The sequence below is a fragment of the Sphingomonas sp. NCPPB 2930 genome (assembly GCF_042867205.1).
Taxonomy (GTDB): domain Bacteria; phylum Pseudomonadota; class Alphaproteobacteria; order Sphingomonadales; family Sphingomonadaceae; genus Sphingomonas.
The window spans coordinates 628,786-653,183 of record NZ_JBHZQU010000001.1 but is presented as its reverse complement, the minus strand read 5'-3'; the positions used below and the strand labels follow the sequence as shown (position 1 = coordinate 653,183).

The window sequence follows — 24,398 nt, the reverse complement described above, 5'->3', positions numbered from 1 at the left end:
GGAAAGATTCCGCTTGAACAAAGCCGCCGTTCACGAATTGTCATGATCGATGGACCTGAACGCGCGACCGGGGGGTAGCCAGCCCGTTCCGCCCGCCCTGCGAAAGATGCGGGTGGTGGCGACCGGACTGTTGCTGTCGATGGCGGCGCTGTTCCTGATCGCGCGCACCTTTCAGCCGCTGCATCCCGCCTGGGGCTTCGTTCGCGCCTTTGCCGAGGCGGCGATGGTCGGCGGGCTGGCCGACTGGTTCGCGGTGACGGCGCTGTTCCGCCATCCGCTCGGCCTGCCCATCCCGCATACCGCGATCGTGCCGCGCAACAAGGATCGGATCGGCGACACGCTCGCCAATTTCCTGCGCACCAATTTCCTGATCCCCCGCGTCGTCGCGCGCCGGATGAGCCGGGTCGACGTGGCGGGCGCGGCGGGGCGCTGGTTGGCGCAGCCGCCGCAGGAAAGCGGGCGGATCCGGCGCGGGGCCTCGCGCCTGTTCGCCGAGATGCTGACCGCCTTCGATCCGCAGCGGCTGGGCGGCATGGTCAAGGCGGGGATCGGATCGCGGCTGCGCGCGACCGAGGTGGCGCCGATCCTGGGCCAGTTGCTGAAGGCGACGATCGCCGAGGGGCGGCATCTGCCGCTGTTGGACTCAGGGCTGCGCTGGGCGGCGGGTGCGCTGGAGTCGAACGAACCGATCCTGCGCGCGATGGTGCATGAGCGGGCCGGGGCGATCCTGCGCTGGACCGGGCTGGACGAGACGCTGGCCGACAAGCTGATCGACGGGCTGTACAAGCTGCTGAACGACGTCGCCGAGGATCGCGAGCATCCGCTGCGCCAGAAGATCGAGGAGGGGCTCGACCGCCTCGCCTGGGACCTGCAATATGACCCCGACACGCGCGCGCGGGTCGAGGCGATGAAGGCCGAACTGATCGCCAATCCGGCGATGCAGCGCTGGCTGGACGGGCTGTGGGAACAGGCGCGCGAAGCGTTGCTGCGGCTGGCGCGCGATCCGGAGGCGGTGACGGCGGGGCGACTGGGCGATGCGCTGCGGCAATTGGGGCAGACCTTGCAGGCCGATCCCCGGCTGGCGGCGACGATCAACCGCTTCGTCCGGCGCGCGGCGGTGGGCGTGGCCGCCGATTACGGCGACGGGATCGTCCGGCTGGTGTCGGAGACGGTGCGCGGATGGGATGCCGACACGATCACCACCCGGCTGGAAAATGCGGTTGGCCGCGACCTGCAATATATCCGGATCAACGGCACGCTGGTCGGCGGCAGCGTCGGCCTGGTCCTTCATGTCGTGGACAGGCTGCTTTGAAAACGTCACCTATCCGTATAATTAAGGCGCGGGATCGATTCGTCGCGAGGCGGAAGCGCCTTGTCGATGCCCCCGCTTTCCCGCAAAGAGGCAGGTGATGAACGCCAAGGCCGATTATCAGCACGACCCGGCCGACGGAGGGGCCCTGCGCTTCACCGGCAGCCTGTCGCTGGCGATGCTGGGCGACCTGCCCGAACGGCTGGATCGCGAGGACGCCTCGGTCCGCCGCCTCGACCTGTCGCGGGTGGACCGGATTGACACGGTGGGCGCGTGGCTGGTCCACCGCTTCGCCGCGCGCAACGACGCCCGGATCGAGGGGCTGAGCGAAGACCAGCGCCACCTGATCGACAAGGTGGTCGAGGCGGACCAGCCGGTGGCGATGCGGCCCAAGCCGATCAGCCCCTTTGCGCGCGTGGCGGGCGAGGTCGGCGATGCGGTGGTGGCGGCGTTCCAGACGCTGTACGGCCTGCTCGGCTTCATGGGCGCGACGGTGATCGCGGGGCTGGCGGTGATCCGCCATCCGCGCCGCTTCCGCTTCAACGCGGTGGTGCACGAGTTCGAGACGGTCGGCGTCTCGGCGCTGGCGATCATCGGCCTGATGAGCTTCCTGATCGGCATCGTCATCGCACAGCAGGGGGCGGTGCAGCTTCGGCAGTTCGGTGCGGAGGTCTTCACGATCAACCTGGTCGGCCGCCTCACCTTGCGCGAACTGGGCGTGCTGATGACCGCGATCATGGTCGCAGGGAGGTCAGGCTCGGCCTTCGCCGCGCAGATCGGCACGATGAAGCTGACCGAGGAGATCGACGCGATGCGGGTCATCGGCGTGTCGCCGATGGAATCGCTGGTCGTGCCGCGCGCCCTGGCGGCGATCACCCTGATGCCGCTGCTCGGTTTCTATGCCTCGCTGATCGCGATGATCGGCGGCTGTTTCCTGGCGGCGGTGTCGCTGGGCATCCCGCCCGTCACCTTCATCGCGCGCATCCGCGAAGTGGTGCCGATCACCGACCTGTATGTCGGGCTGATCAAGGCCCCCGTCTTCGGGGCGATCATCGCGATCGCGGGCTGTTTCCAGGGGATGCAGGTCAAGTCGGATGCCGAGCAGGTCGGCCTGCGCACCACCGCGGCGGTGGTGCAGGCGATCTTCCTGGTGATCGTGCTCGACGCGTTCTTCGCGGTCTTCTTCACCTGGATCGGATGGGATTGATGGCCGAACAGGACGAGCATCTGATCCAGGTTCGAGGCCTGCGCAACAGCTTCGGCGAGCAGGTCATCCATGACGGCCTCGACCTGGACGTCCGCAAGGGCGAAATACTGGGCGTGGTCGGCGGGTCGGGCACCGGCAAGTCGGTGCTGATGCGCTCGATCATCGGGCTCCAGACCCCCGATACCGGCGAGATCACCGTGTTCGGCGAACCGACCATCGGGCGCGAGGCGACCGAGGCGACCGAGGTCCGCAAGCGCTGGGGCGTGCTGTTCCAGGGAGGCGCGCTGTTCTCGACGCTGACCGTGGCGGAGAATGTCGCGGTGCCGTTGCGCGAATTCTATCGCGAGCTGCCCCAGGCGCTGATGGACGAGATCGCCTCCTACAAGGTGGTGATGACCGGCCTGCCCGCCGATGCCGGGCCCAAATATCCCGCCGAACTGTCGGGCGGCATGAAGAAGCGGGCCGGGCTGGCGCGCGCGCTGGCGCTCGACCCCGAGCTGCTGTTCCTTGACGAGCCGACGGCGGGCCTCGACCCGATCGGCGCGGCAGCGTTCGACCAGTTGATCAAGTCGCTCCAGAAGACGCTGGGGCTGACCGTCTTCCTCATCACCCATGACCTCGACACCCTCTATGCCATTTGCGACCGCGTGGCGGTGCTGGCGGACAAGAAGGTTATCGCGGTCGGCACGATCGACGAACTGATCGCGCTCGACCATCCGTGGATCGAGGAGTATTTCAAGGGGCCGCGCGGCCGCGCCGCTATCGCCGCCAAGGACGAGATCGCCGACATGACGCCCCGTTCGGCGGATGCGGACGCCGCACGCCACCCCACCGAAGTCGAAGCCCACGCCACCGGCCAGCATAGCCAGGGCAGTGGGGCCGATGCCCATGCGAGAGGCGAAGCAGGGACACGCTGATGGAAACCCGTTCGAACCACGTCCTTGTCGGCTCTGTCGTGCTGATCCTGCTCGCAGTGCTGGCGATCTTCACCGTCTGGATCGCCCGGCTGGGCGGCACGTCGGAGAAGGAATATGACATCTTCTTCCGCCAGTCGGTGGACGGCCTGGCCAAGGGCTCGGCGGTCACCTATTCGGGCGTGCCCTCGGGCCAGGTGAAGGAAATCGCGCTGTGGCGGCCCGATCCGCAATTCGTGCGGGTGCGGGTCGCGGTCAACGACCAGACGCCGATCCTTCAGGGGACGACCGCGTCGATCTCGGCCAGCTTCACCGGCACCAGCACCATCTCGCTGGACGGCGCGCGCAAGGGCGCACCGCCGATCACCTGCCCGACGCCCGAAAACCGGACCGTCTGCCCCTATGACGTGCCGGTCATCCCGACCAAGCAGGGCGGCATCGGCGCGATCCTGAACTCCGCGCCGCAGTTGCTGGAGCGGCTGTCGACGCTGACCGAGCGGCTGACCGGGCTGTTGTCGGATCGGAACCAGGCGTCGATCGCGGGCATCCTCGACAACACCAACCGCCTGACCGATGCATTGGCCGATCGCGGGCCGGAGATCGCGGCGACGCTGGCGCAGACCCGCGTGGCGATCCAGCAGGCGGGCGATGCGGCGCAGTCGATCGGCCAGCTGGCGGCGACGACCAACGGCCTGCTCGCCGAGGACGTCAAGCCGACCATGGTCAATCTGAACAAGGCGATCGCGTCGGCCCAGAAGAGCGCCGATACGCTGAATTCGGCGATCGGCGATGCACGGCCGGGCCTGCAGACCTTCTCGAAGCAGACCGTGCCCGAGGTCGATCGTCTGGTGCGCGACCTGCGCGTGATGACCCAGTCGCTGTCGGCGGTCGCCGAAAAGGTCGACCAGCAGGGCGCAGGGTCGCTGATCGGGCAGCCCCAGCTGCCGGACTATAAGGGCAAGTGAGGAAGTCGATGAGGACCGTCATGAAGACTCCGCTGATCGTTCTGATGGCATCGCTTCCCCTGGCGGGCTGCATCAGCTTCGGCGCCAAGCCGCCGCCCTCGCTGCTGACCTTGCAGGCGCAGTCGCAGCCGACCGTGGGGCAGACGCAGGATTCGGGGCGCGGCAAGTCGATCACCGTCCAGGTGCCGACCGCGCCGCAGGAACTGGCGACCCCGCGGGTGCCGGTGCAGGAGAATGCGACCAGCATCGCCTATGTGAAGGACGCGCAATGGGCCGAGCCGCCCGCGCGGCTGTTCGCGCGGCTGATGGCCGATACGCTGACCGCGCGGATGGGCCGTGTGGTGCTCTCGGCGCGTGAGTCGGTGGCCGATCCCGGCGATCGGCTGGGCGGGGAATTGCGCCAGTTCGGCCTGGACGCGACCCGGCGCGATGCCGCGGTGGTGTATGACGCCGCGCTGGTCCGCGAAGGCCAGACCACGGTCGAAAAGCGCCGGTTCGAGGCGCGCGTTCCGGTCGGCAAGATCGACAGCACCAGCGTCGGCCCCGCGCTGAACCAGGCCGCCAACCAGGTGGCGCAGCAGGTCGCGGACTGGGTGGGACGGTAATCCTTCCCGGCAAGGGAGGATGTTGCAGGACAACCGCAGCCCCGCGATCCTGTGGGCAAGAGCGCATGGACCTGGGATGGACCCACCCCTCTCCCTCAGGGGTGGGTGACAGGAATTTGTCGGCGCTGTAACATTTTGCGACATAATCGCACTGGACGGGGCCGTATCGGCGGGGCAGGTTCGCGGGCATGAAGCCTCGCGCCCGCGTCCTTCTTCTGGCCTCGGCGGCCCTGTCCGCCTGCACGGTCGGTCCCGATTATCATCCTGCCGCTCCCCAGGCGCTGGGGGTGCCCGCCAGCTGGTCGGTTCCCGCCGCCACGGCGCAGGCGCAGGATATGGGCCGCTGGTGGCGGTCGTTCGACGATCCGCTGCTGGCCGAGCTGGTCGAACGCGCGGTGGTCGCCAATACCGATGTGGTCCAGGCCGTCGCCCGGCTGCGGCAGGCGCGCGAAAGCCTGGTGCAGAGCCGGTCCTCGCTGCTTCCCACCCTGTCCGGCTCGACCGGCTATCAGCGCAACGAGAATCTGCGCGGCGGCGGGCGCAGCTTCACCCTGCCCGACGGCACGGTGGTCGATACCGGCGGGGGCGGCAGCAACAGCTTCACCGTGGGCCTGTCGGCCAGCTATCAGGTCGGCCTGTTCGGCGAGTTGCGCCGCACCGTGGAGGCGACGCGCGCGACCTATGAGGGCGCGGGGTTCACCTATGCCGCGACGCTGCTGACCGTCGAGAGCGAGCTGGCGCGCAACTATGTGCTCGCGCGGGCCTATCAGGCGCAGCTTGCCAATGCGCGCGCCAGCCTGGCGTTGCAGGACGACAATCTGGAGATTGCGGGCTTCCGGGTGCGGGCCGGGCTGGTGTCCTCGCTCGACGCCGAGCAGGCACGGGGGCAGCGGGCGCAGACCGCCGCGACCATCCCGACGCTGGAGCAGCAATACAACACCGCCGTCTCGCGCCTGGGCGTGCTGACCGCGCAGGCGCCCGGTGCGCTGAAGGCGCGGCTGGAGGCGGTGCGGCCGATCCCCAGCGGACCGGCGGTGATCGGCGTCGGCATCCCGGCCGACATATTGCGCCGCCGCCCCGATGTCCGCGCGGCCGAGCGCAACTTGGCCGCCGCCACGGCGCGGATCGGCGTGGCGCAGGCGGCGCTCTACCCCGCGCTCGCCATCTCCGGGAACATCAACGCCGCGGCGACCAGCATCGGCTCGCTGGGCGATGCGATCACCGGCAGCCTGTTCGCCGGGCTGACCCAGGCGATCTTCAACGGCGGCCGCCTGCGCAGCCAGGTCCGCAACGCGCGGGCGCTCGCCGATCAGAGCTATGCCGCCTATCAGGGCACCGTGCTGCTGGCGCTGGAGGATGTCGAGAACGCCATCGTCGCGCTCAACACGGCGCGCGAGCGGGAGCGGCTGTTCGCGATCCAGCTCGACGCGGCGCGCAACTCGGCGATCCTGGCGCGCAGCCAGTATCGCACGGGCCTGACCGATTTCACCACCCTGTCGCAGCAGGAGGCGTCGTTGCTGAGCGCCCAGAACGGGCTGGTCCAGGCGCGCTCGGACGCCGCCACCGCGCAGGTCGCGCTGTTCGCCGCGCTGGGCGGCGGATGGGACGACAGCACCACCCCCGAAGCGCCGCCGCGCGCGACGCAAACCCCGGACAACCGCTGATGGCCGATCAGACTCTCGACGATTTCCTGGGCGTGAAGCCGCAACCGCGCTGGCGCAAATGGGTGCAGTGGGGCGTCGTGATCCTGGGCGTCGTGCTGCTCGCGGTGCTGCTGAAAAGCTGTTTCGGCGGGTCGGATCAGGCGGGCTATGCCACCGCCGCCGTCTCGCGCGGCAACCTGACCGTGACCGTCTCGGCCACCGGCAAGCTCGCCCCGACCAACCAGGTGACGGTCGGTTCGCAGCTATCGGGTCTGGTGACGAAGGTCGTGGTCGATGTGAACGACCGGGTGAAGGCGGGCGAGGCACTGGCGCTGATCGATCCCGAACAGATTGACGACCAGATCCGCGCGGCGCAGGCGACGCTGTCCGCCAATCAGGCGCAGGTGGCGCAGGCGCGCGCGACCGTGGCCGAATCGCAGGCGCAGCTGCGGCGGCTGGAGGAAGTCTACAAGCTGTCCAACGGCCGCGTGCCCTCCGGCACCGAACTCCAGACCGGGCGCGCCGATGCGCAGCGCGCGGTCGCGGCGCTGAGGGTCGCGGAGGCCAATGTCGCCGCCGCGCGTGCGCAGCTGGCCCAGTCGCAGACCCAGCGGCAGCGTGCGATCATCCGCTCGCCTGTGTCGGGCGTGGTGCTGGCGCGGCAGGTCGATCCCGGCCAGACGGTCGCGGCGTCGTTCAACACGCCGACCCTGTTCGTCATCGCCGAAGACCTGACCAAGATGAAGCTGGAGGTGGCGATCGACGAGGCGGATGTCGGCGAGGTGAAGGTCGGGCAAAAGGCCAATTTCACGGTCGACGCCTTTCCGGGGCGCACCTTTCCCGCGACGATCACGCGGGTCGACCTGGGGTCGAACCTGACGGTCAGCGCGGCGACCTCGTCCTCCTCGTCCTCGACCGCCAGCACGTCGACCACGGGACAGGTGGTCAGCTATGCCGCCGACCTGACCGTCGCCAATCCCGACCTGCAACTTCGCCCCGGCATGACCGCGACCGCCGATATCGTGACCTCGGACAAGCGTAACGTCGTGCTGATCCCCAATGCCGCGCTGCGCTTCCAGCCGTCCGATGGGGCGAGCCAGGGTGGCGGCGGCGGCATTGCGGGCTCGCTGACCTTCCGTCCGCGCCGCGACCGGGCGGCGCGTACCGCGACCGTCCAGCGCGGCGCGACGCAGACCGTCTATGTCCGGGGTACGGACGGCAAGCCGCAGCCGGTGCAGATCGTCACCGGCGACACCAACGGATCGATGACCGAAGTCCTGTCGGGCGGGCTGAAGCCGGGAATGCAGGTCATCACCGGCCAGCTGGCGGCGGGAGAGGCCGCGCCGGCGGCGGGGGGACAGCGTCGCCAGGGCCAGCAAGGGGGCGGTGGTGGCCGCTGATGCGCCCCTGATCCGGCTTCGCGGCGTCACCAAGACCTATGGCAGCGGCGCGACGCAGTTCCAGGCGCTAAAGGGCGTCGATCTGGACATTGCGGGCGGCGATTTCGTCGCGGTGATGGGGCCTTCGGGGTCGGGCAAGTCGACCACGATGAACATTCTGGGCTGTCTCGACGTGCCGAGCGGCGGCAATTTCCTGTTCCGCGGCCATCATGTCGAGACGCTGGACCGCGACCAGCGCGCGATGCTGCGGCGGCGCTATCTGGGCTTCGTGTTCCAGGGGTTCAACCTGTTGTCGCGCACCACCGCGCTGGAGAATGTCGAGCTGCCCCTGCTGTATCGCGGCGAGGACAAGAAGACGCGGCGCGAGATGGGCATGGCGGCGCTGGAGAAGGTCGGGCTCGACCAATGGTGGGACCATACCCCCGCCGAACTGTCGGGCGGGCAGCAGCAGCGCGTGGCGATCGCGCGCGCCATCGTCACCAGCCCCGACGTGCTGCTGGCCGACGAGCCGACCGGCAATCTCGATTCCGAACGCTCGGTGGAGATCATGGAGTTGCTGACCGGGCTCAACCGGGACAGCGGCATCACCGTGCTGATGGTCACGCATGAGCCCGACATGGCGGCGTTCGCGCGCACCGTCATCCACTTCAAGGACGGGCTGGTCGACCGGATCGAGGCACAGCATCGGCCGGGCACCATGCCGGAGCCGGATGCGCCCGCGACGGATATGCACTGATGTTCGGCACCACGCTTCTCCTCGCGATCCGGTCGATCCGGCGGCATATGCTGCGGTCGTTCTTGACGACGCTGGGTATCATCATCGGCGTCGGCGCGGTCGTGACGATGGTGACGCTGGGCAAGGCGACCACGGCCGCGGTGCAGCAGTCCATCTCGTCGCTGGGCACCAACATCCTTCAGGTCCGCCCCGGCCAGGGCTTCGGGCGCGGCGGCGGCGGCCCGCGTCCGCCCGACTTCAAGCCCGAGGATGTCGAGGCGATCGCCGACCAGATCGCGGGCGTGACGGCGGTCGCGCCCCAGGCCCAGACGACCGCGACCGCGATCTATGAAGGCGCGAACTGGTCGACCACGGTGACCGGCACGACGCTGGCCTATTTCACGGTGCAGCCTTGGCCGCTGGCATCGGGGCGTCTGTGGACCCCGGCCGAGCAGGCGGCGGGCAAGGCGGTGTGCATCATCGGCAATACCGTGCGCAAGAACCTGTTCCCCAGCACCGAGGCGGTGGGCAAGCGCTTCCGCATCGGCGCGATCAGTTGCGACGTGGTCGGCGTGCTGACCACGCGCGGCCAGGGCGGGTTCGGCGATCAGGACGATGTCGTGCTGATGCCGATCAAGGCGGTGCAGCGTCGCTTCACCGGCAGCCGCGATATTCGGCTGATGCTGGTGGGCATCGATCAGGCCTATCAAGCCAGCGCGGTGCAGGCCTCGCTGACCGACCTGCTGCGCGAACGGCGCAACATCACGGGCGGCAAGGAAGATGATTTCAACATCTTCGACACCAAGCAGATCAGCGACACGCTGACCAGCACGACGACGATGCTGACCCGGATCGTCGCGGCGGTGGCGGCGATCAGCCTGGTGGTCGGCGGCATCGGCATCATGAACATCATGCTGGTGTCGGTGACCGAACGGACGCGCGAGATCGGCATTCGCCTGGCCATCGGCGCGGTCGCGCGCGAGGTGCTGATGCAGTTCCTAGTCGAGGCGGTGGTGCTGTCCTGCCTGGGCGGGATCATCGGCCTGATCCTGGCACAGGCGATCATCGCCGCGCTGGTGCCGTTGATGCAGGTGCCCTGGACCTTCGATCCGCAGATCAACGTCATCGCCTTTGCAATCTCGGCGGTGATCGGGGTGGTCTTCGGCTATTTCCCTGCGCGGCGGGCGGCGGCGCTCAATCCGATCGATGCTCTACGGCACGAGTGATCCGCTCGGGTGCGTGGACGAGCTGGCGTAGCCGTTCCAGATCCTCGGGCGTGTCGATATCGATCAGCTCGGCCGGGGCGGTGACGACATGGCGCCCACCGGCGACCAGCTTGCGGCCGCCTTCGTCGCCCTCCAGCTTGAGCAGCGCGTCGAACCGGCCCGCGCCGAAGACGCCGGGCGGGGTGGGATGCTCGCCATTGCTCGACACGACGACCGCATCCGGGCCGTCAAAGGCATCGAACAGGCGATAGATATGCGCTGCCGTCACGCGCGGCATATCGGCCAGCGCGATCAGGATCGCCTTGGGGCCGGACTTGATCGCCTCCTGCACGCCCAGATGCAGCGAGAAGGACATGCCCTTGGCAATGTCGTCATTATGGATCACGCGGTAGCCACGCGACGCGAAGTCGAGCTGGCACCCGTCGGTCACGACGATCCGGTCGGCAAAGGGAATGCTTTCCAGCGCGGTGGTGACGTGGAAGCCCACCGGCTTGCCGAGGAATTCCGCCTCCAGCTTGTTCTCCATCCCGAAGCGGCTCGATTGTCCCGCCGCCAGCAGGACCAGAACCACATCCTCAGCGTCGATCATGAAAGGCTCCTATCATCGCCGCCGCGATCGACAGCGCGATCTCGGACGGGCCGATCGCCCCGATGTCCAGCCCGACCGGGCCATCGATCCGGTCGATCGCTGACGGGGAAACGCCCAGCGCCGCCAGACGCTCCCGCCGCGCGGCATGGCTGCGCCGACTGCCCAGCGCGCCGACATAGGCGGTATCGGTAGCGAGCGCAGCGACAAGCGCGGGATCGTCGATCTTTGTATCGTGGCTCAGCGTCACGACGGCGGTTGCCGGGCCCGGTGCATAGGCGGCGACCGCCTCGTCGGGCCAGCGATCGTCCAGCGTGACCCCGGGGAAACGCTCCTCGGTCAGGAAGCGGGCACGCGGATCGATGACGACCACCGCGATGCCGAGCGTCTGCGCGAGTTGCGCGAGGCTTTGCGCGATCTGCACCGCGCCGACGATCAGCAACCGGCGCGGCGGGTCGTAGCGATTGGCGAAGACCTCGCCGGTCTCAACCGGGCGCAGGTCGGAATGGCCGGTCGCCAGGTCAGTGGTGACGGTCAGCGACCGACCCGCTGCGCGCGCCTCGGCGATCCGGTCGAACAGTTCGGGATCGAACCCGTCCGCCGACACCGGCTGGACCATCACCGCGATCTCGCCGCCGCAGGGCAGGCCGACCTCCCAGGCCGAGGCGTCCGCCACGCCATAGCGCTTCACTTGGAACGGCGCGCCCGCGATCACCTCGGCGGCGGTGTGGAGGATGTCGTTCTCGACACAGCCGCCCGAGACCGACCCCTCGAACCGGCCATCGGCGTGGACCAGCATATGGCTGCCGCGCGGACGCGGGGCCGACCCCCAGGTCGACACCACCGTCGCGATCGCCATCTTCTCGCCCCGCCATTCGCGGGCGGCGGCGAGGACGCTGTCATTCTCGCTCATCAAAGCGCCGGAAGATGATCGAGCAGCTTGTCGAGCGTCACCGGCATCTCGCGCACCCGGACGCCGGTGGCGTTGTAGATGGCGTTGACCACCGCAGGCGCCGCGCCCGAGATGCCCAGCTCGCCGATCCCCTTGGCGTGGATCGGGTTGGCGTGGATGTCGCGCTCGTCGAGGAAATGGACCTCCAGCTGGGGGACATCGGCATTCACCGGCACATGATATTCGGCCAGATCATGGTTCACCAGCTTGCCGGTGCGCGGATCGTGGATCAGCTTCTCGGTCAGCGCGGTGCCGATGCCGAAGGTCATGCCGCCCAGACATTGCGAGCGCGCCGTCTTGGCATTGAGCACGCGTCCCGCCGCGAACACGCCCAGCATTCGCCGCACGCGGACCTCGCCGGTGACGACATTGACGCCGACCTCGGCGAAATGCGCGCCGTAACTCGCCTGCTGGAACTGCTTCTCCTGCTGCCCCGGCTTGATCTCGCCGATCGCGGACAGGCCGTCCTTGCCGACCAGCTCGGCCAGCGGCACCGAGCGATTGTCGCCGATCGCCATGCCGTCCTTCAGCGTCAGGTCGGCGGGCTTGACGCCCATCGCCTTGGCCAGCTTCTCGCGCACCCGCTCGGCGGCGAGATAGACCGCCGAGCCCGCCGAGGCCGCGCCCCAGGAGCCGCCCGATCCGGCGGCGGGGGGATCGTTGGTGTCACCCAGCGACATGCTGACCTTCTCGACCGGCAGGCCGAGGATCTCGGCGGCGATCTGCGCCATGATCGTATAGCTGCCCGTGCCGATATCGGTCATCGCAGAGGACACGGTGGCGCTGCCGTCCGGGTGGAGTTCGACCTTGGCCGCCGATTGCTGGAGCTGGTTGGAGCGGCACGCGGCGGCGACGCCCATGCCGATCAGCCAGTCGCCCTCGCGTCGCTGGCCCGCCGCCTTACGCTGGTCCCAGCCGAAACGCTTCGCGCCTTCCTCCAGCGAACGGGTCAGGTTGCGCGAGGAATAGGGGACCTTGAGTTCGGGGTCCTGTTCGGGATCGTTGATCTTGCGAAGATCGATCGGGTCGATGCCGATCTTCTCGGCGAGTTCGTCCATGGCGCATTCCATGCCGACCATGCCCACCGCCTCGCCCGGCGCGCGCATCGATCCCGACAGCGTCCAGTTCAGCCGCACCACGTCATGGTTGATCCGCCGGTTCTCGCCCGCATAGAGGAAGTGGGTGCCGATCCCGACGGGCTCGAAGAAATCCTCGTCCGGCAGGTTGGAGGTGATCGCCTCATGCCCCAGCGCGACGATCCGGCCACCCGCTTCCGCGCCCAACCGCATCCGCTGTTCGGTGTTGGAGCGGCGGACGGTGGCGTCGAACACTTGCTGGCGCAGCATCACCGCCTTGACCGGGCGGTTCAGCCGCTTGGCGGCGATGGCGGCGGCGACGCTTTCGGGCGCGATGCCCAGCTTCGACCCGAAGCCGCCGCCGATATAGCGCGAGATGATCCGCACCTTGGACTGCGAGACGCCCAACGCCTTGGCGAGCTGCTGCGCGTCCGAGGAAGGCATCTGGTACGCGCCGTACAAGGTCAGCGCACCGTCCTCCCACACCGCGATCGAGGCATGCGGCTCCATCGCGGCCGAGTTCTGGCTGGGGGTGGTGTAGGTGACGTCGAGCCTGACCGCCGCATTTTCGAACGCCTTGTCGAAATCGCCCTGGTCGTAATGGCCCTTGATCAGCCCGTCCGGCGCGGGTTCGGCCTTGTCCTTGTTCGCCTCATAGTCGAACGCGCCATCGTCCAGCTCTTCATACTCGACCTTCAGCCGCTTGGCGGCGTCGCGCGCGACCTCGAAGCTCTCGGCGACGACGATCGCGATGATCTCGCCGAAATAGTCGATGGTGCGCACGCCTTGCGTCGGGGCCTCGGTCTCGCCGCCCTGCTGCGAATTGCGGATGAAGGTCTCGTAATCGGTGATGACGTCGATCACGCCGGGGATCGCCTTCACCGCATCGGCGTCGATCGCCTTGATCTTCGCATGGCCCTTGGTCGCGCTGACGAGGACGCCATGCGCGCAGTTTTCGATGGCATATTCGGCGGCATAGGTGGCGGTGCCCGTCACCTTTTTCGGCCCGTCCACCCGGTCGAGCGGTTTGGAGATCACCCCCTGCACGCCCGTATCGAGCAGGCTGTCGGGATGCGGCTGATTCATGGTCAGCGAATGTGTGTCGTCCTTGCCGAATCCGAACATGGGATCAGCCCTCCTGAGTCAGTTCACGGAGCGTCGCGACCAAAGTGCGGCGCGTCAGCGGAATCTTGAAGTCGTTCGAGCCATAGCCCTTGGCGTCGGCCAGCAGGACATCGGCGGCGGCGTGGAAGGCGGCGTCGGTGGGCTCCTGTCCGACCAGCGCGGCTTCCACCGCCTCGTTACGCCAGGGCATCGGGCCGAGGCCGCCGAATGCCAGACGGGCCGAGGCGATCCTGCCATTCTCCACCGCGACGATCCCGGCGACCGACACCAGCGCAAAGGCATAGGAGGCGCGGTCGCGCACCTTGCGATAGGTCTGGCGGCCCGCAGGGGCGGGGGGCAGTTCGACATGGGTGATGAGTTCGCCCGGCTCCAGCACGGTCTCGATCTCGGGCGTGCTGCCCGGCAGGCGATAGAAGTCGCCGATCGCGATCCGGCGGCGGTCGCCGTCTGGCTTCTGGGTGATGATGACGGCCTCCAGCGCGCGCATCGCGACGGCCATGTCGCTGGGGTGCGTCGCGATGCACTGGTCCGAAGTGCCGAGGATCGCGAGGATACGGTTCTCGCCGCCGATCGCTGAACAGCCGCTGCCCGGATCGCGCTTGTTGCACGGGGTGGCGGGGTCGTAGAAATAATAGCAGCGGGTCCGCTGGAGCAGATTGCCCCCGGTCGACGCCTTGTTGCGCAACTGACCCGACGCACCCGCCAACAGCGCGCGCGACAGGACCGGATAGCGTTCGATCACGCGGGGGTCGGCGGCGAGGTCGCTATTGGGCACCAGCGCGCCGATGGTCAGGCCGCCATCCTCGCGCGCCTCGATCTCGCCCAGGTCCAGGCGGCTGATGTCGACCAGCGTGTCGGGCGTCTCGACCTGCAATTTCATCAGGTCGAGCAGGTTGGTGCCGCCCGCGATGAAGCGCGCGCCCGGCACCGCGCCGTCGCAGGTGGCGGTGCCGATCGAGTCGGCGCGGGCATAATCGAACAGCTTCATGCCGCGACCTCCCGGCCGACATCCTCATTGGGGTTGCGGTCGCCCAGCCCGGCGACTTCGCGAATCGCGTCGACGATATTGGGATAGGCGGCACAGCGGCACAGATTGCCGCTCATCCGCTCGGAGATTTCTTCCACGGTCAGTTCGGCATGGCCAAGATCTTCGGTGACATGGCTCGGCCAGCCCTTCTTCACCTCGTCGAGCATGCCGACCGCCGAGCAGATCTGGCCCGGCGTGCAATAGCCGCACTGGAACCCGTCATGCCGCACGAACGCATCCTGCAAGGGGTGGAGATTGCCCGGCTGGGCCAGTCCCTCGATCGTGGTGATCTCGTCATCCTGATGCATCACCGCCAGCGTCAGGCAGCTATTGATCCGCCGCCCGTCGACCAGCATCGTGCAGGCGCCGCATTGGCCATGGTCGCAGCCTTTCTTGGAACCCGTCAGCCCCAGATGTTCGCGACACAGATCGAGCAGCGAGGTGCGGACATCGACCTCGATGTCATGCGATTGACCATTGATTGTGAAATGCATCGCGCCATCCCCTTGGGATTACAGTTGGATGAACAAACGCCATGATTTCCCTGCGTTTCCCGTTGCGAACCACTCTCATTGCCGTAGCTCTGGTCATGGGGCAGGGTGAGGCCATGTCCGCCGACCTGTCCCAGCCGCTGTCCTCGCCAATCGTCATCGCGCATCGCGGGGCCAGCGGGGAACGGCCCGAGCATACGCTGGCCGCCTATGATCTGGCGATCCGTGAGGGGGCGGACGTGATCGAGCCCGATCTGGTGCCGACGAAGGACGGCCACCTCGTCGCCCGGCACGAGAACGAGATTTCGGGCACGACCGATGTCGCCGCCCACCCGGAGTTCGCCGATCGCAAGACGACCAAGACGATCGACGGACAGCGCGAGACCGGCTGGTTCACCGAGGATTTCACGCTGGCCGAGCTGAAGAGCTTGCGTGCCCGCGAACGCCTGCCGCAGCTTCGTTCAACCGCCTATGACGGGCAATTCCAGATCCCGACGCTGGAAGAGATCATCGCGCTCGCCAAGCAGCGGTCGAAGGAGTTGGGGCGGACCATCGCCATCTATCCCGAAACCAAGCATCCGACTTATTTCGCGTCGATCGGCAAGGGCACTGACGCGCCTTTGGTCGCCGCGCTCGACAAGGCGGGGTGGAAGACCGCCGATGCGCCCGTCTTCATCCAGTCGTTCGAGGTGAAGAATCTCAAGCATCTCAAGACCATGACCGGCATCCGCCTGATCCAGCTGGTCGCGGGCGAGGGCGGTCCGGCGGATGGCGCCGCGCCCAGCTATGCCGCGATGATGACGCCCGAAGGGCTCCGCCAGGTCGCGACCTATGCCTGGGGGATCGGCCCGGACAAGGCGATGTTGTGGAAGGGCGACGCCCCGACGACGCTGGTGGCGGACGCGCATGCGGCGGGGCTGCGGGTGCATCCCTGGACCTATCGTGCGGAGAACCAGTTTGTCCGCCCCGCTTTCCGCCGGGGCACCGATCCCAAGGCGCATGGCGATGTCGCGGGCGAGATTCGCGCCGCGCTGGGCCAGGGCATCGACGGATTCTTCACCGATTTCCCGCAAATCGGGGTAGAAACGCGCAACGCCGTCGTGCGCGCCCGCTGAAAGACCCCGTGACCATGCGTAATCTCGTCCTGAAAATCGCCGTCCTGACCCTGCCGCTCAGCCTGGGGGGCTGCGTCAAGACCGTCGCCAGCGTGGTGAAGGCCCCGTTCCAGGCGGCGGGGCAGGTGGTCGACTGGACGACGACCAGCCAGGACGAGGCGGACCGCAATTACGGTCGCAAGATGCGCAAGCAGGAAGCGCGCGAAGGGCGCGAGCGTCGCGATTACGAGAAACAGTGCCGCAAGCACCCCGAGCAGTGCCAGCAGGGCCAGCAGGGCTATGAAGGCTATCGCGCCGGTTACTGACCGCTGACGGGCGGCGGCCATCCCGCCAGGATGGTCGCCACCGCCGCCAGCACCTGGGGCCGATGCTGCACCCATAAATGGCTGGAGCGGACCTCGACCGCCGGGGTCGTGTCGTCGCGGCAGATGATCCCGGCGACCAGCCCGTCGCTCCGGCTCCAGATCGCGGCGGAGGGGCAGGGCAGCGGCCCGGCGATCGCCGCCGAGCGCGCGATGACGGCCGGATCGTCCACGCACTCGCCGGTCAGCGTCTCGAACGCGCGCCAGACATTGGTCGCGCGGGCCGGTCCCGCATAGGGCGAGGAAATGGTGACGACGCCCGCGACCAGATCGGGGCGCGCCTGCGCCACCATCCGCGCCATGATCCCGCCCAGGCTGATGCCGATCAGCGTCACCGGCCCGCGATCGGCGACCGACTCGATCCGTGCGATCAGATGTCCGGCGTCCGGCCCGACGCTGCGCACCCCCAGATTGCGCCCCAGTCCCCAGCCATGAACGCGGTAGCCCCTGGCGGCCAGATAGCGGCGCAGGACGATGTTCGACCGGTCGCTGTTGAACAGGCCGGGCAGCACCATCACCGCCCGCCCGTCGCCCCGCGGCGCGGCGGCCAGCTCGGCGCGGTGCCGCCACCAGGTCGCACCCATCCACAGGGCACGCGGAAGCTCGGCCACCCACAGCGCCTTGGACGGCGGCGGGATCACAGCCATGCCATCACCGTCCAGGGGAAGGGCGTCCACCACCCCATCCGCACCCCCGCCGCCGCCAGCGCGTCGCCGGTCCAACTGTTGCAGGTGTGGGCGGCGCTGTACCGCCCCCTCGCTTCGTAAAAGGCATCGTACACGTCATAGCCGGGATAATGAGCGCCATTGCTCCGCCAGCTTCCCCGGATGAACGCGACCATGTGGCGATACGCCTCGGGCGACAGGCGGATCATCCGCACATCGTCGCCATTCGCGTGCGGAAGCGGCAGGTGGTCGACATGGATCAGCGTCCGGTCGCTGCCCAGCGCGGCATGGAGGATCGTCCCCGGCCTGACGTCGCGCCAGTGCGGCGTCTCGCGGAAAAAGCCGGCCTCGCCCCAGCCGATGGCGAGATAGGGAAAGCCCGCATAGCGCGGATCGCGCAGATCCTCGGCGCGCGCCCAGTCGCGCCAGTCCACTCCCGCCGCCTGTTTGGGGAGGATGATGGCGGTATGGACCGCGCTCGACTCGACGAAGATGGTGACCGCATCGGGGCCGGGGGCGGGCAGGGCGATGGTGCGACGCGGAACCGCACCCAGCGCCAGTCCCAGCGCGAAATAGCCCAGCAGGATCAACCCGATGGCGGCAGCGATCCCCCTTGCAACCCGGCCGAGCCGTCGCCACGATGTGGTTTCATTTGTCACCATCATCATGATAAGCTCCACGAATGGCACAGGATACCCATGTTCTCGCCGCTCCGCCCGAAGGGGCCGGTGCCGACTGGACCATCCCCCAGGGCTGGGCGCATTATACGGCCGAGGAGCATGCGACCTGGGACACGCTGTTCGCGCGCCAGTCCAGATTGCTGCCGGGCCGCGCGTCGGAGGCGTATCTGCGCGGCCTCGACGTGCTCAAGCTGTCGCGCCCCGGCATTCCCGATTTCCAGGAATTGTCCGAACGCCTGATGGCGCTGACCGGGTGGCAGGTGGTGGCGGTGCCGGGGCTGGTGCCCGACGCGGTGTTCTTCGATCATATGGCCAATCGCCGCTTCGTCGCGGGCAACTTCATCCGGCGGCCCGATCAGCTCGACTATCTTCAGGAGCCCGACGTCTTTCACGACGTGTTCGGCCATGTGCCGATGCTCGCCGACCCGGTCTTCGCCGATTATCTCGCCGCCTATGGGCGCGGGGGGCAGCGCGCGCTGGGAATGGATGCGCTGAAATATCTCGGGCGGCTCTATTGGTACACGGTCGAGTTCGGGCTGGTGCGCGAGGGCGGGGACCTGCGTATCTATGGCGCAGGCATCGTGTCGAGCTATTCGGAAAGCCGCTTCGCGCTGGAGGACCCGAGCCCCAACCGGATCGGCTTCGACCTCGCCCGCGTGATGCGCACCGAATATCGGATCGACGATTTCCAGCAGAATTATTTCGTGATTCCCAGTTACGAGGAATTGCTTCGCACCACGCTGGAGACGGACTTCGCGCCGCTTTACGCGCAGATCAAGGCGTTGCCGGATATTCCGGTGGCGGAGATCGTGGACGGTGATGAGGTCCTGACCCACGGGACGCAGGATTATGCGAAGGGAAGGCTGGGATAGGGTGTCGCTTGGGCTTCGACTTCGCTCAGCCTGAACGGCGGTGGGGAGGGGCTGGATACCAAACTCCGTTCAGCCTGAGCGAAGTCGAAGGCCACGGACAAACCACCCATCGGAACCTTCGCCTCCGCCCCCGGTTCGCTGCATCATGCACGACCATCCCAACAATGCGGTAAATTATCCGCTGCTCGCCCGCCCGCACATCCAGCTTTACGGCACGGTGGACGAGATGATGTATGCCGGGTTCAAGGACCAGCTCGCCGCCGCGCCGGCGGACGGTCCGCTGGTCGTGTCGATCACCACGCTGGGCGGCGATCCGGAAATGGCGCGGGCGATGGGCGATTCGATCCGGCTGCTGCGCGACTATACGGGGCGCGACACGCTGTTCCTGGGCAAGGTCGCGGTCTATTCGGCGGGGGCGACCTTCATGTCGGCCTTTCCGGTCGAATATCGCTTCCTGACGCGCGGCACCCGCCTGATGCTGCACGAGCGGCAGATGAGCGGCAGCATCGACCTGTCCGGCCCGCTCACCAACCTGCCCGTGGTGCTGAAGGCCAAGCTGCACGAGATCGAGCAGTCGGTGCTGATTCAGGAGGAGGGCTTCCGCGCCATCGTCAACGGATCGAAGGTGACCTTCGAGACGCTGCAGGAAAAGGCGCGCAGCAACTGGTATATCGATGCCGAGGAGGCGCGCGAGCTGGGCCTCGTCCTTGATGTGATCTGAGGCAGCGCCTAAATCGGTCAAGACATTTGCGACATGCGCCCCTGTCATGTATCGGCGGGAGCGATCCTTTGCCGACATGCCTGTCGGCCCATCCAGCGGGTTTGTGACCATGGCCGAATTTGCCCTGCCGAAGAACAGCGTCATCAAGAAGGGCGAAACGCATAAGGCGACCACCGGCGGCCGTCTGAAAAAGTTCAAGGTCTATCGCTACGATCCCGACTCGGGCCAGAATCCGCGTTACGACACGTTCGAGATCGATCTGGACGAATGCGGGCCGATGGTGCTCGACGCGCTGATCAAGATGAAGGCCGAGCAGGACAGCTCGCTGACCTTCCGCCGTTCGTGCCGCGAGGGCATTTGCGGATCGTGTGCCATGAACATCGACGGCCGCAACGGCCTGGCCTGTACCACCGCGATCGAGGATGTGAAGGGCACCGTCCAGATCACCCCGCTGCCGCATATGGACGTGGTCAAGGACCTGGTCCCCGACTTCACGCACTTCTATGCACAGTACGCCTCGATCAAGCCGTGGCTGCAGACCGTGTCGCCCGCGCCCTCGGGCAAGGAGCGGCTCCAGTCGCCCGACGACCGTGCGAAGCTCGACGGTCTGTACGAGTGCATCCTGTGCGCCTGCTGCTCGACCTCGTGCCCCAGCTATTGGTGGAACAGCGACAAGTTCCTCGGCCCGGCGATCCTGCTCCAGGCCTATCGCTGGCTGGCCGACAGCCGCGACGAGATGACCGGCGAGCGTCTGGACGAGCTGGAAGATCCCTTCCGCCTCTATCGCTGCCACACCATCATGAACTGCGCGAATGTCTGCCCCAAGGGCCTGAACCCCGCCAAGGCGATCGCGGAAATCAAGAAGATGGAAGCCGAGCGGATCATCTGATCCGATTGGTTCGACGGAAACGGAAAGGGGGTCGGAAACGGCCCCCTTTTTTCTATTCCTCCCCAAGCTTGCTTGGGGAGGGGGACCATCGCGCAAGCGATGGTGGAGGGGCGGTATCCCTGATCGGGCGGTGACACCCCTCCGTCAGCCCTGCGGGCTGCCACCTCCCCTTCCAGGGGAGGAATGGGGTTGACGGGAAAGAGGCCAGGGCAGACACCGCCTCTCAACATGCCCGACATCCTCAATGCCTATCGCCGCCTGATCGAAGCCGGAGAGCTTCGCCCCGATCCCGAACAGGCCGCCGCCGCCGCCCGGCTCCAGCAACTGGCGACCGAATTGGAAACGCCGCGCAAGACCGGCTTCTTCGCACGCCTGACCGGCAAGGGCGCGCCCGCGCCCAAGGGCGTCTATCTCTGGGGTGATGTCGGGCGCGGCAAGTCGATGCTGATGGACCTGTTCTTCGACCATGTCGCGGTCGAGGCCAAGCGCCGCGTCCATTTCGCCGAGTTCATGCTGGAGGTCCATGCCCGCATCGCCACCGAGCGGGCCAAGCAGGCGGGCGAGCCGATCGCGCCCGTCGCCGCCGCGCTGGCCGAGGAAGTCCGGCTGCTGGCGTTCGACGAGATGATGGTGACCAACAGCCCCGACGCGATGATCCTGTCGCGGCTGTTCACCGCGCTGATCGAGGCGGGGGTGACGATCGTCACCACCTCCAACCGTCCGCCCAGGGACCTCTACAAGAACGGTCTCAACCGCGAGCATTTCCTGCCCTTCATCGCGCTGATCGAGGCGCGGCTGGACGTGCTGGCGCTCAACGGGCCGACCGATTACCGGCGCGACCGGCTCGGGCGGCTCGACACCTGGCTAGTGCCCAATGGGCCCAAGGCGACGCTGACGCTGTCGGCGACCTTCTTCCGCCTGACCGACTATCCGGTCGAGGATGCGGCGCATGTGCCCAGCGAGGACCTTAAGGTCGGCGGCCGGGTGCTGCATGTCCCCAAGGCGCTGAAGGGCGTCGCGGTCTTCTCGTTCAAGCGGCTGTGCGGCGAGGCGCGGGGGGCGGCGGACTATCTGGCGGTCGCGCGGCGCTTCCACACCGTCATCCTGGTCGGCATCCCCAAGCTGGGGCCGGAGAATCGCAACGAGGCGGCACGCTTCGTCCAGCTGATCGACGCGTTCTACGAACACAAGGTCAAGCTGCTCGCCGCAGCCGATGCGCAGCCCGCCGAACTCTATGAAACCGGGGATGGTCGATTCGAGTTCGAACGGACGATCAGCCGCCTCGAAGAGATGCGCTCCGAGGACTATCTGGCGCAGGGCCACGGGTCGGGCGAGCCCTTGATTTGACCTTAATGCACTTGCGAACCATTATCGTTTAAAATCTTAAACTCTGTGGAATAACGGTTGCCCCGACGCCCAGATAGGCGTAGGCCGCGTGACCAATCACGCACGTCCACTACGGAGTAGGATTGGAATGGCTCGCAAGAAGATCGCGCTGATCGGCGCCGGCAACATCGGCGGCACGCTGGCGCACCTCGCCGCGCTCAAGGGGCTGGGCGATATCGTCCTGTTCGACGTCGTCGAGGGCGTGCCCCAGGGCAAGGCGCTTGACCTGTCGCAGTGCGGCCCGGTCGAAGGCTTCGACGCGAATATCAAGGGTTCCAACGATTACGCCGACATTGCGGGCGCCGATGTCATCATCGTCACCGCCGGTGTCGCGCGCAAGCCCGGCATGAGCCGCGACGACCTGCTCGGCATCAACCTGAAGGTGATGAAGGCGGTCGGCGAGGGCATCCGCGACAACGCCCCCGACGCGTTCGTCATCTGCATCACCAACCCGCTCGACGCGATGGTCTGGGCGCTGCGCGAATTCTCGGGTCTGCCCGCGAACAAGGTCGTCGGCATGGCGGGTGTGCTCGACTCGGCGCGCTTCAGCCACTTCCTCGCCGAAGAGTTCGGCGTGTCGGTGAAGGACGTGAACACCTTTGTGCTCGGCGGTCACGGCGACACCATGGTCCCGGTCCTGGAATATTCGACCGTCAGCGGCATCCCGGTCAGCGACCTGATCGAGATGGGCTTCTCGACCAAGGAAAAGGTCGAAGAGATCGTCAAGCGCACCCGTGGCGGCGGCGGCGAGATCGTCGCGCTGCTCAAGACCGGCTCGGCCTATTATGCGCCCGCCACCAGCGGCATCGCGATGGCCGAGGCGTATCTGTACGACCAGAAGCGCATCCTGCCCGCCGCCGCGCACCTGTCGGGTGAATATGGCATCGACAACCTGTACGTCGGCGTGCCCGTCGTGATCGGCGCCGGTGGCGTCGAGAAGGTCGTCGAGGTCAAGCTGTCGGATGAGGCGAAGGCGAACCTTCAGGTCTCGGTCGACGCGGTCAAGGAACTGCTCGTCGCCTGCAAGGGCATCGACGAGAGCCTGGCGTAATTCATTAAAGGAATAACACCGCCCCGGCGAAGGCCGGGGCCCAGTTGGGTTGGCCAGAGTGATCGAAGCGCAAGCCTTCGTCTACATCATGGCCAGCGGTCGGAACGGAACGATCTATCTCGGTTCGACGACTAATTTGCCGCGGCGCGTGTGGGAGCATCGCAACGACGTGGTGGCTGGGTTCACGCGGGATAACCGCTGTCATCGGCTCGTATGGTACGAGGTGCATGATAGCTGGGAAGCAGCGCGGCAACGCGAACTGCGAATGAAGAATTGGAAGCGGCTTTGGAAGCTGCGAGAGATCGAAGGGCTAAATCCCGATTGGGATGACCTGTATGATCGCATCGCACTGCCATAACCGTATCGCAACTGGGCCCCGGCCTGCGCCGGGGCGGTAAGGACGAAAAGCAGATGAGCATCCTCGTCAACAAGAACACCAAGGTCATCACCCAGGGCATGACGGGTGAAACCGGCACGTTCCACACCCAGCAGGCGCTGGCGTACGGCACGCAGATGGTCGGCGGCGTGACGCCGGGCAAGGGCGGTACCGAGCATATCGGCCTGCCGGTCTTCAACACCGTCGCCGAAGCCAAGTCGAAGACGGGCGCCGATGCGAGCGTGATCTATGTTCCGCCGCCCTTCGCGGCCGACTCGATCCTGGAAGCGATCGACGCCGAGATTCCGCTGATCGTCGCCATCACCGAGGGCATTCCGGTCCTCGACATGGTCAAGGTGAAGCGCGCCCTGTCGGGTTCGAAGTCGCGCTTGATCGGTCCGAACTGCCCGGGCGTGCTGACGCCGGGCGAGTGCAAGATCGGCATCATGCCGGGTTCGATCTTCAAGAAGGGCTCGGTCGGCGTCGTGTCGCGCTCGGGAACCCTGACCTATGAGGCGGTGTTCCAGACCTCGAACGCAGGGCTCGGCCAGACGACCGCGGTCGGCATCGGCGGCGATCCCGTCAACGGGACCAACTTCATCGACGTGCTCGAGCTGTTCCTGGCCGATGACGAAACGAAGTCGATCATCATGATCGGCGAGATCGGCGGCTCGGCGGAAGAAGAAGCCGCGCAGTTCCTGCGTGACGAGGCCAAGCGCGGCCGTTCGAAGCCGATGGCCGGCTTCATCGCGGGCCGCACCGCGCCTCCGGGTCGTCGCATGGGCCATGCCGGTGCGATCGTGTCGGGCGGCCAGGGCGGCGCCGAGGACAAGATCGCGGCGATGGAAGCAGCCGGGATCAAGGTCGCGGCCAGCCCCTCGGAGCTCGGCTCGACCCTGTTGTCGGTGCTGAACAAGTAAGGCGTATCGCGTCACCCCGGCACACCCGCCGGGGTCCGTGGCGGCAGGCGGGCCGCTCGCGGCTGCGGACCCCAGGCGGATGTGCCGGGGTGGCGATCATGAAGAAGACGGGCGGTCGAG

At 67.2% G+C, this 24,398-nt stretch carries 25 protein-coding genes; 18 read left to right on the top strand and 7 right to left on the bottom strand.

The window, feature by feature from the left end; translation table 11 throughout:
• Window positions 1–106: 106 nt before the first annotated feature.
• The 9 genes from ACFX59_RS03090 to ACFX59_RS03050 all read left to right on the top strand — a co-directional run bounded on the left by ACFX59_RS03090 (window position 107) and on the right by ACFX59_RS03050 (window position 9,984).
• Window positions 107–1,312, top strand: a complete 1,206-nt coding sequence (locus tag ACFX59_RS03090) for a DUF445 domain-containing protein (protein WP_387429631.1) — start codon at window positions 107–109, stop codon at window positions 1,310–1,312.
• Window positions 1,313–1,409: 97 nt separating this feature from the next.
• Complete coding sequence (locus tag ACFX59_RS03085) at window positions 1,410–2,516, top strand: MlaE family lipid ABC transporter permease subunit (protein ID WP_387429529.1); 1,107 nt, start codon at window positions 1,410–1,412, stop codon at window positions 2,514–2,516.
• A complete protein-coding gene (locus tag ACFX59_RS03080; protein WP_387429526.1) occupies window positions 2,516–3,433 on the top strand; it encodes an ABC transporter ATP-binding protein in 918 nt (305 codons plus the stop codon). Before ACFX59_RS03085 ends, ACFX59_RS03080 begins: the two co-directional genes overlap by 1 nt.
• A complete protein-coding gene (locus tag ACFX59_RS03075) occupies window positions 3,433–4,395 on the top strand; it encodes an MlaD family protein (protein WP_307100754.1) in 963 nt (320 codons plus the stop codon). Before ACFX59_RS03080 ends, ACFX59_RS03075 begins: the two co-directional genes overlap by 1 nt.
• 20 nt (window positions 4,396–4,415) lie before the next feature.
• A complete protein-coding gene (locus ACFX59_RS03070; protein ID WP_387429524.1) occupies window positions 4,416–5,000 on the top strand; it encodes an ABC-type transport auxiliary lipoprotein family protein in 585 nt (194 codons plus the stop codon).
• A gap of 188 nt (window positions 5,001–5,188) precedes the next feature.
• Window positions 5,189–6,664: an efflux transporter outer membrane subunit gene (locus ACFX59_RS03065; RefSeq protein WP_309697346.1), complete on the top strand. Its 1,476-nt coding sequence runs from the start codon at window positions 5,189–5,191 to the stop codon at window positions 6,662–6,664.
• Window positions 6,664–8,043, top strand: a complete 1,380-nt coding sequence (locus ACFX59_RS03060) for an efflux RND transporter periplasmic adaptor subunit (RefSeq protein WP_387429522.1) — start codon at window positions 6,664–6,666, stop codon at window positions 8,041–8,043. The genes ACFX59_RS03065 and ACFX59_RS03060 overlap by 1 nt, the downstream gene beginning before the upstream one ends.
• A complete protein-coding gene (locus ACFX59_RS03055; protein WP_309697342.1) occupies window positions 8,033–8,779 on the top strand; it encodes an ABC transporter ATP-binding protein in 747 nt (248 codons plus the stop codon). The genes ACFX59_RS03060 and ACFX59_RS03055 overlap by 11 nt, the downstream gene beginning before the upstream one ends.
• The gene (locus tag ACFX59_RS03050; RefSeq protein WP_354296614.1) at window positions 8,779–9,984 is read left to right on the top strand and encodes an ABC transporter permease; all 1,206 of its coding nucleotides are present in this window, start codon (window positions 8,779–8,781) and stop codon (window positions 9,982–9,984) included. The genes ACFX59_RS03055 and ACFX59_RS03050 overlap by 1 nt, the downstream gene beginning before the upstream one ends.
• On the opposite strand, the gene ACFX59_RS03045 is transcribed toward ACFX59_RS03050, so the two are convergent.
• Genes ACFX59_RS03045 through ACFX59_RS03025 form a run of 5 tightly spaced genes read right to left on the bottom strand, consistent with a single transcriptional unit; the run spans window position 9,953 to window position 15,244 of the window.
• Window positions 9,953–10,573 (bottom strand): nucleotidyltransferase family protein, encoded by a 621-nt coding sequence (locus ACFX59_RS03045; protein ID WP_307100740.1) that lies wholly within the window; start codon window positions 10,571–10,573, stop codon window positions 9,953–9,955. The genes ACFX59_RS03050 and ACFX59_RS03045 overlap by 32 nt on opposite strands.
• Complete coding sequence (locus ACFX59_RS03040) at window positions 10,560–11,483, bottom strand: XdhC family protein (protein WP_387429518.1); 924 nt, start codon at window positions 11,481–11,483, stop codon at window positions 10,560–10,562. Before ACFX59_RS03040 ends, ACFX59_RS03045 begins: the two co-directional genes overlap by 14 nt.
• Window positions 11,483–13,723, bottom strand: a complete 2,241-nt coding sequence (locus ACFX59_RS03035) for a xanthine dehydrogenase family protein molybdopterin-binding subunit (RefSeq protein ID WP_387429515.1) — start codon at window positions 13,721–13,723, stop codon at window positions 11,483–11,485. The genes ACFX59_RS03040 and ACFX59_RS03035 overlap by 1 nt, the downstream gene beginning before the upstream one ends.
• A gap of 4 nt (window positions 13,724–13,727) precedes the next feature.
• Complete coding sequence (locus ACFX59_RS03030; protein WP_387429512.1) at window positions 13,728–14,711, bottom strand: FAD binding domain-containing protein; 984 nt, start codon at window positions 14,709–14,711, stop codon at window positions 13,728–13,730.
• Window positions 14,708–15,244: a 2Fe-2S iron-sulfur cluster-binding protein gene (locus tag ACFX59_RS03025; RefSeq protein WP_387429510.1), complete on the bottom strand. Its 537-nt coding sequence runs from the start codon at window positions 15,242–15,244 to the stop codon at window positions 14,708–14,710. Before ACFX59_RS03025 ends, ACFX59_RS03030 begins: the two co-directional genes overlap by 4 nt.
• 113 nt (window positions 15,245–15,357) lie before the next feature.
• On the opposite strand from ACFX59_RS03025, the gene ACFX59_RS03020 reads away from it, so the two are divergent.
• Window positions 15,358–16,356 carry a glycerophosphodiester phosphodiesterase gene (locus ACFX59_RS03020; RefSeq protein WP_387429507.1) on the top strand — a complete coding sequence of 333 codons (999 nt, stop codon included), beginning with the start codon at window positions 15,358–15,360 and terminating at the stop codon, window positions 16,354–16,356.
• A gap of 14 nt (window positions 16,357–16,370) precedes the next feature.
• Entirely contained in the window at window positions 16,371–16,661 is a 291-nt protein-coding gene (locus tag ACFX59_RS03015; RefSeq protein ID WP_309697328.1) for a hypothetical protein, read from the top strand.
• Here the strand turns inward: ACFX59_RS03015 and ACFX59_RS03010 are convergent.
• Window positions 16,655–17,365 (bottom strand): esterase/lipase family protein, encoded by a 711-nt coding sequence (locus ACFX59_RS03010; RefSeq protein ID WP_387429505.1) that lies wholly within the window; start codon window positions 17,363–17,365, stop codon window positions 16,655–16,657. The two genes, ACFX59_RS03015 and ACFX59_RS03010, sit on opposite strands and share 7 nt — an antisense overlap.
• A complete protein-coding gene (locus ACFX59_RS03005) occupies window positions 17,356–18,051 on the bottom strand; it encodes a TIGR02117 family protein (protein WP_387429503.1) in 696 nt (231 codons plus the stop codon). The genes ACFX59_RS03010 and ACFX59_RS03005 overlap by 10 nt, the downstream gene beginning before the upstream one ends.
• A 14-nt stretch (window positions 18,052–18,065) precedes the next feature.
• Here ACFX59_RS03005 and phhA point away from each other — a divergent pair, with 14 nt between their 5' ends.
• From phhA to sucD, 7 genes are all read left to right on the top strand, one after another.
• Window positions 18,066–18,935: a phenylalanine 4-monooxygenase gene (phhA, locus tag ACFX59_RS03000; protein ID WP_387429500.1), complete on the top strand. Its 870-nt coding sequence runs from the start codon at window positions 18,066–18,068 to the stop codon at window positions 18,933–18,935.
• Between the two features lie 145 nt (window positions 18,936–19,080).
• Complete coding sequence (locus ACFX59_RS02995) at window positions 19,081–19,656, top strand: ATP-dependent Clp protease proteolytic subunit (RefSeq protein WP_387429498.1); 576 nt, start codon at window positions 19,081–19,083, stop codon at window positions 19,654–19,656.
• 109 nt (window positions 19,657–19,765) lie between these two features.
• The gene (locus ACFX59_RS02990) at window positions 19,766–20,545 is read left to right on the top strand and encodes a succinate dehydrogenase iron-sulfur subunit (protein ID WP_261268934.1); all 780 of its coding nucleotides are present in this window, start codon (window positions 19,766–19,768) and stop codon (window positions 20,543–20,545) included.
• Between the two features lie 228 nt (window positions 20,546–20,773).
• Window positions 20,774–21,892: a cell division protein ZapE gene (gene zapE, locus ACFX59_RS02985; RefSeq protein ID WP_387429497.1), complete on the top strand. Its 1,119-nt coding sequence runs from the start codon at window positions 20,774–20,776 to the stop codon at window positions 21,890–21,892.
• A 127-nt stretch (window positions 21,893–22,019) separates the two neighbouring features.
• The gene (gene mdh / locus ACFX59_RS02980; protein ID WP_261268936.1) at window positions 22,020–22,982 is read left to right on the top strand and encodes a malate dehydrogenase; all 963 of its coding nucleotides are present in this window, start codon (window positions 22,020–22,022) and stop codon (window positions 22,980–22,982) included.
• 58 nt (window positions 22,983–23,040) lie between these two features.
• The gene (locus ACFX59_RS02975) at window positions 23,041–23,340 is read left to right on the top strand and encodes a GIY-YIG nuclease family protein (RefSeq protein ID WP_387429495.1); all 300 of its coding nucleotides are present in this window, start codon (window positions 23,041–23,043) and stop codon (window positions 23,338–23,340) included.
• A 53-nt stretch (window positions 23,341–23,393) separates the two neighbouring features.
• Window positions 23,394–24,278, top strand: a complete 885-nt coding sequence (sucD, locus tag ACFX59_RS02970; protein ID WP_307100711.1) for a succinate--CoA ligase subunit alpha — start codon at window positions 23,394–23,396, stop codon at window positions 24,276–24,278.
• Window positions 24,279–24,398 lie beyond the last annotated feature (120 nt).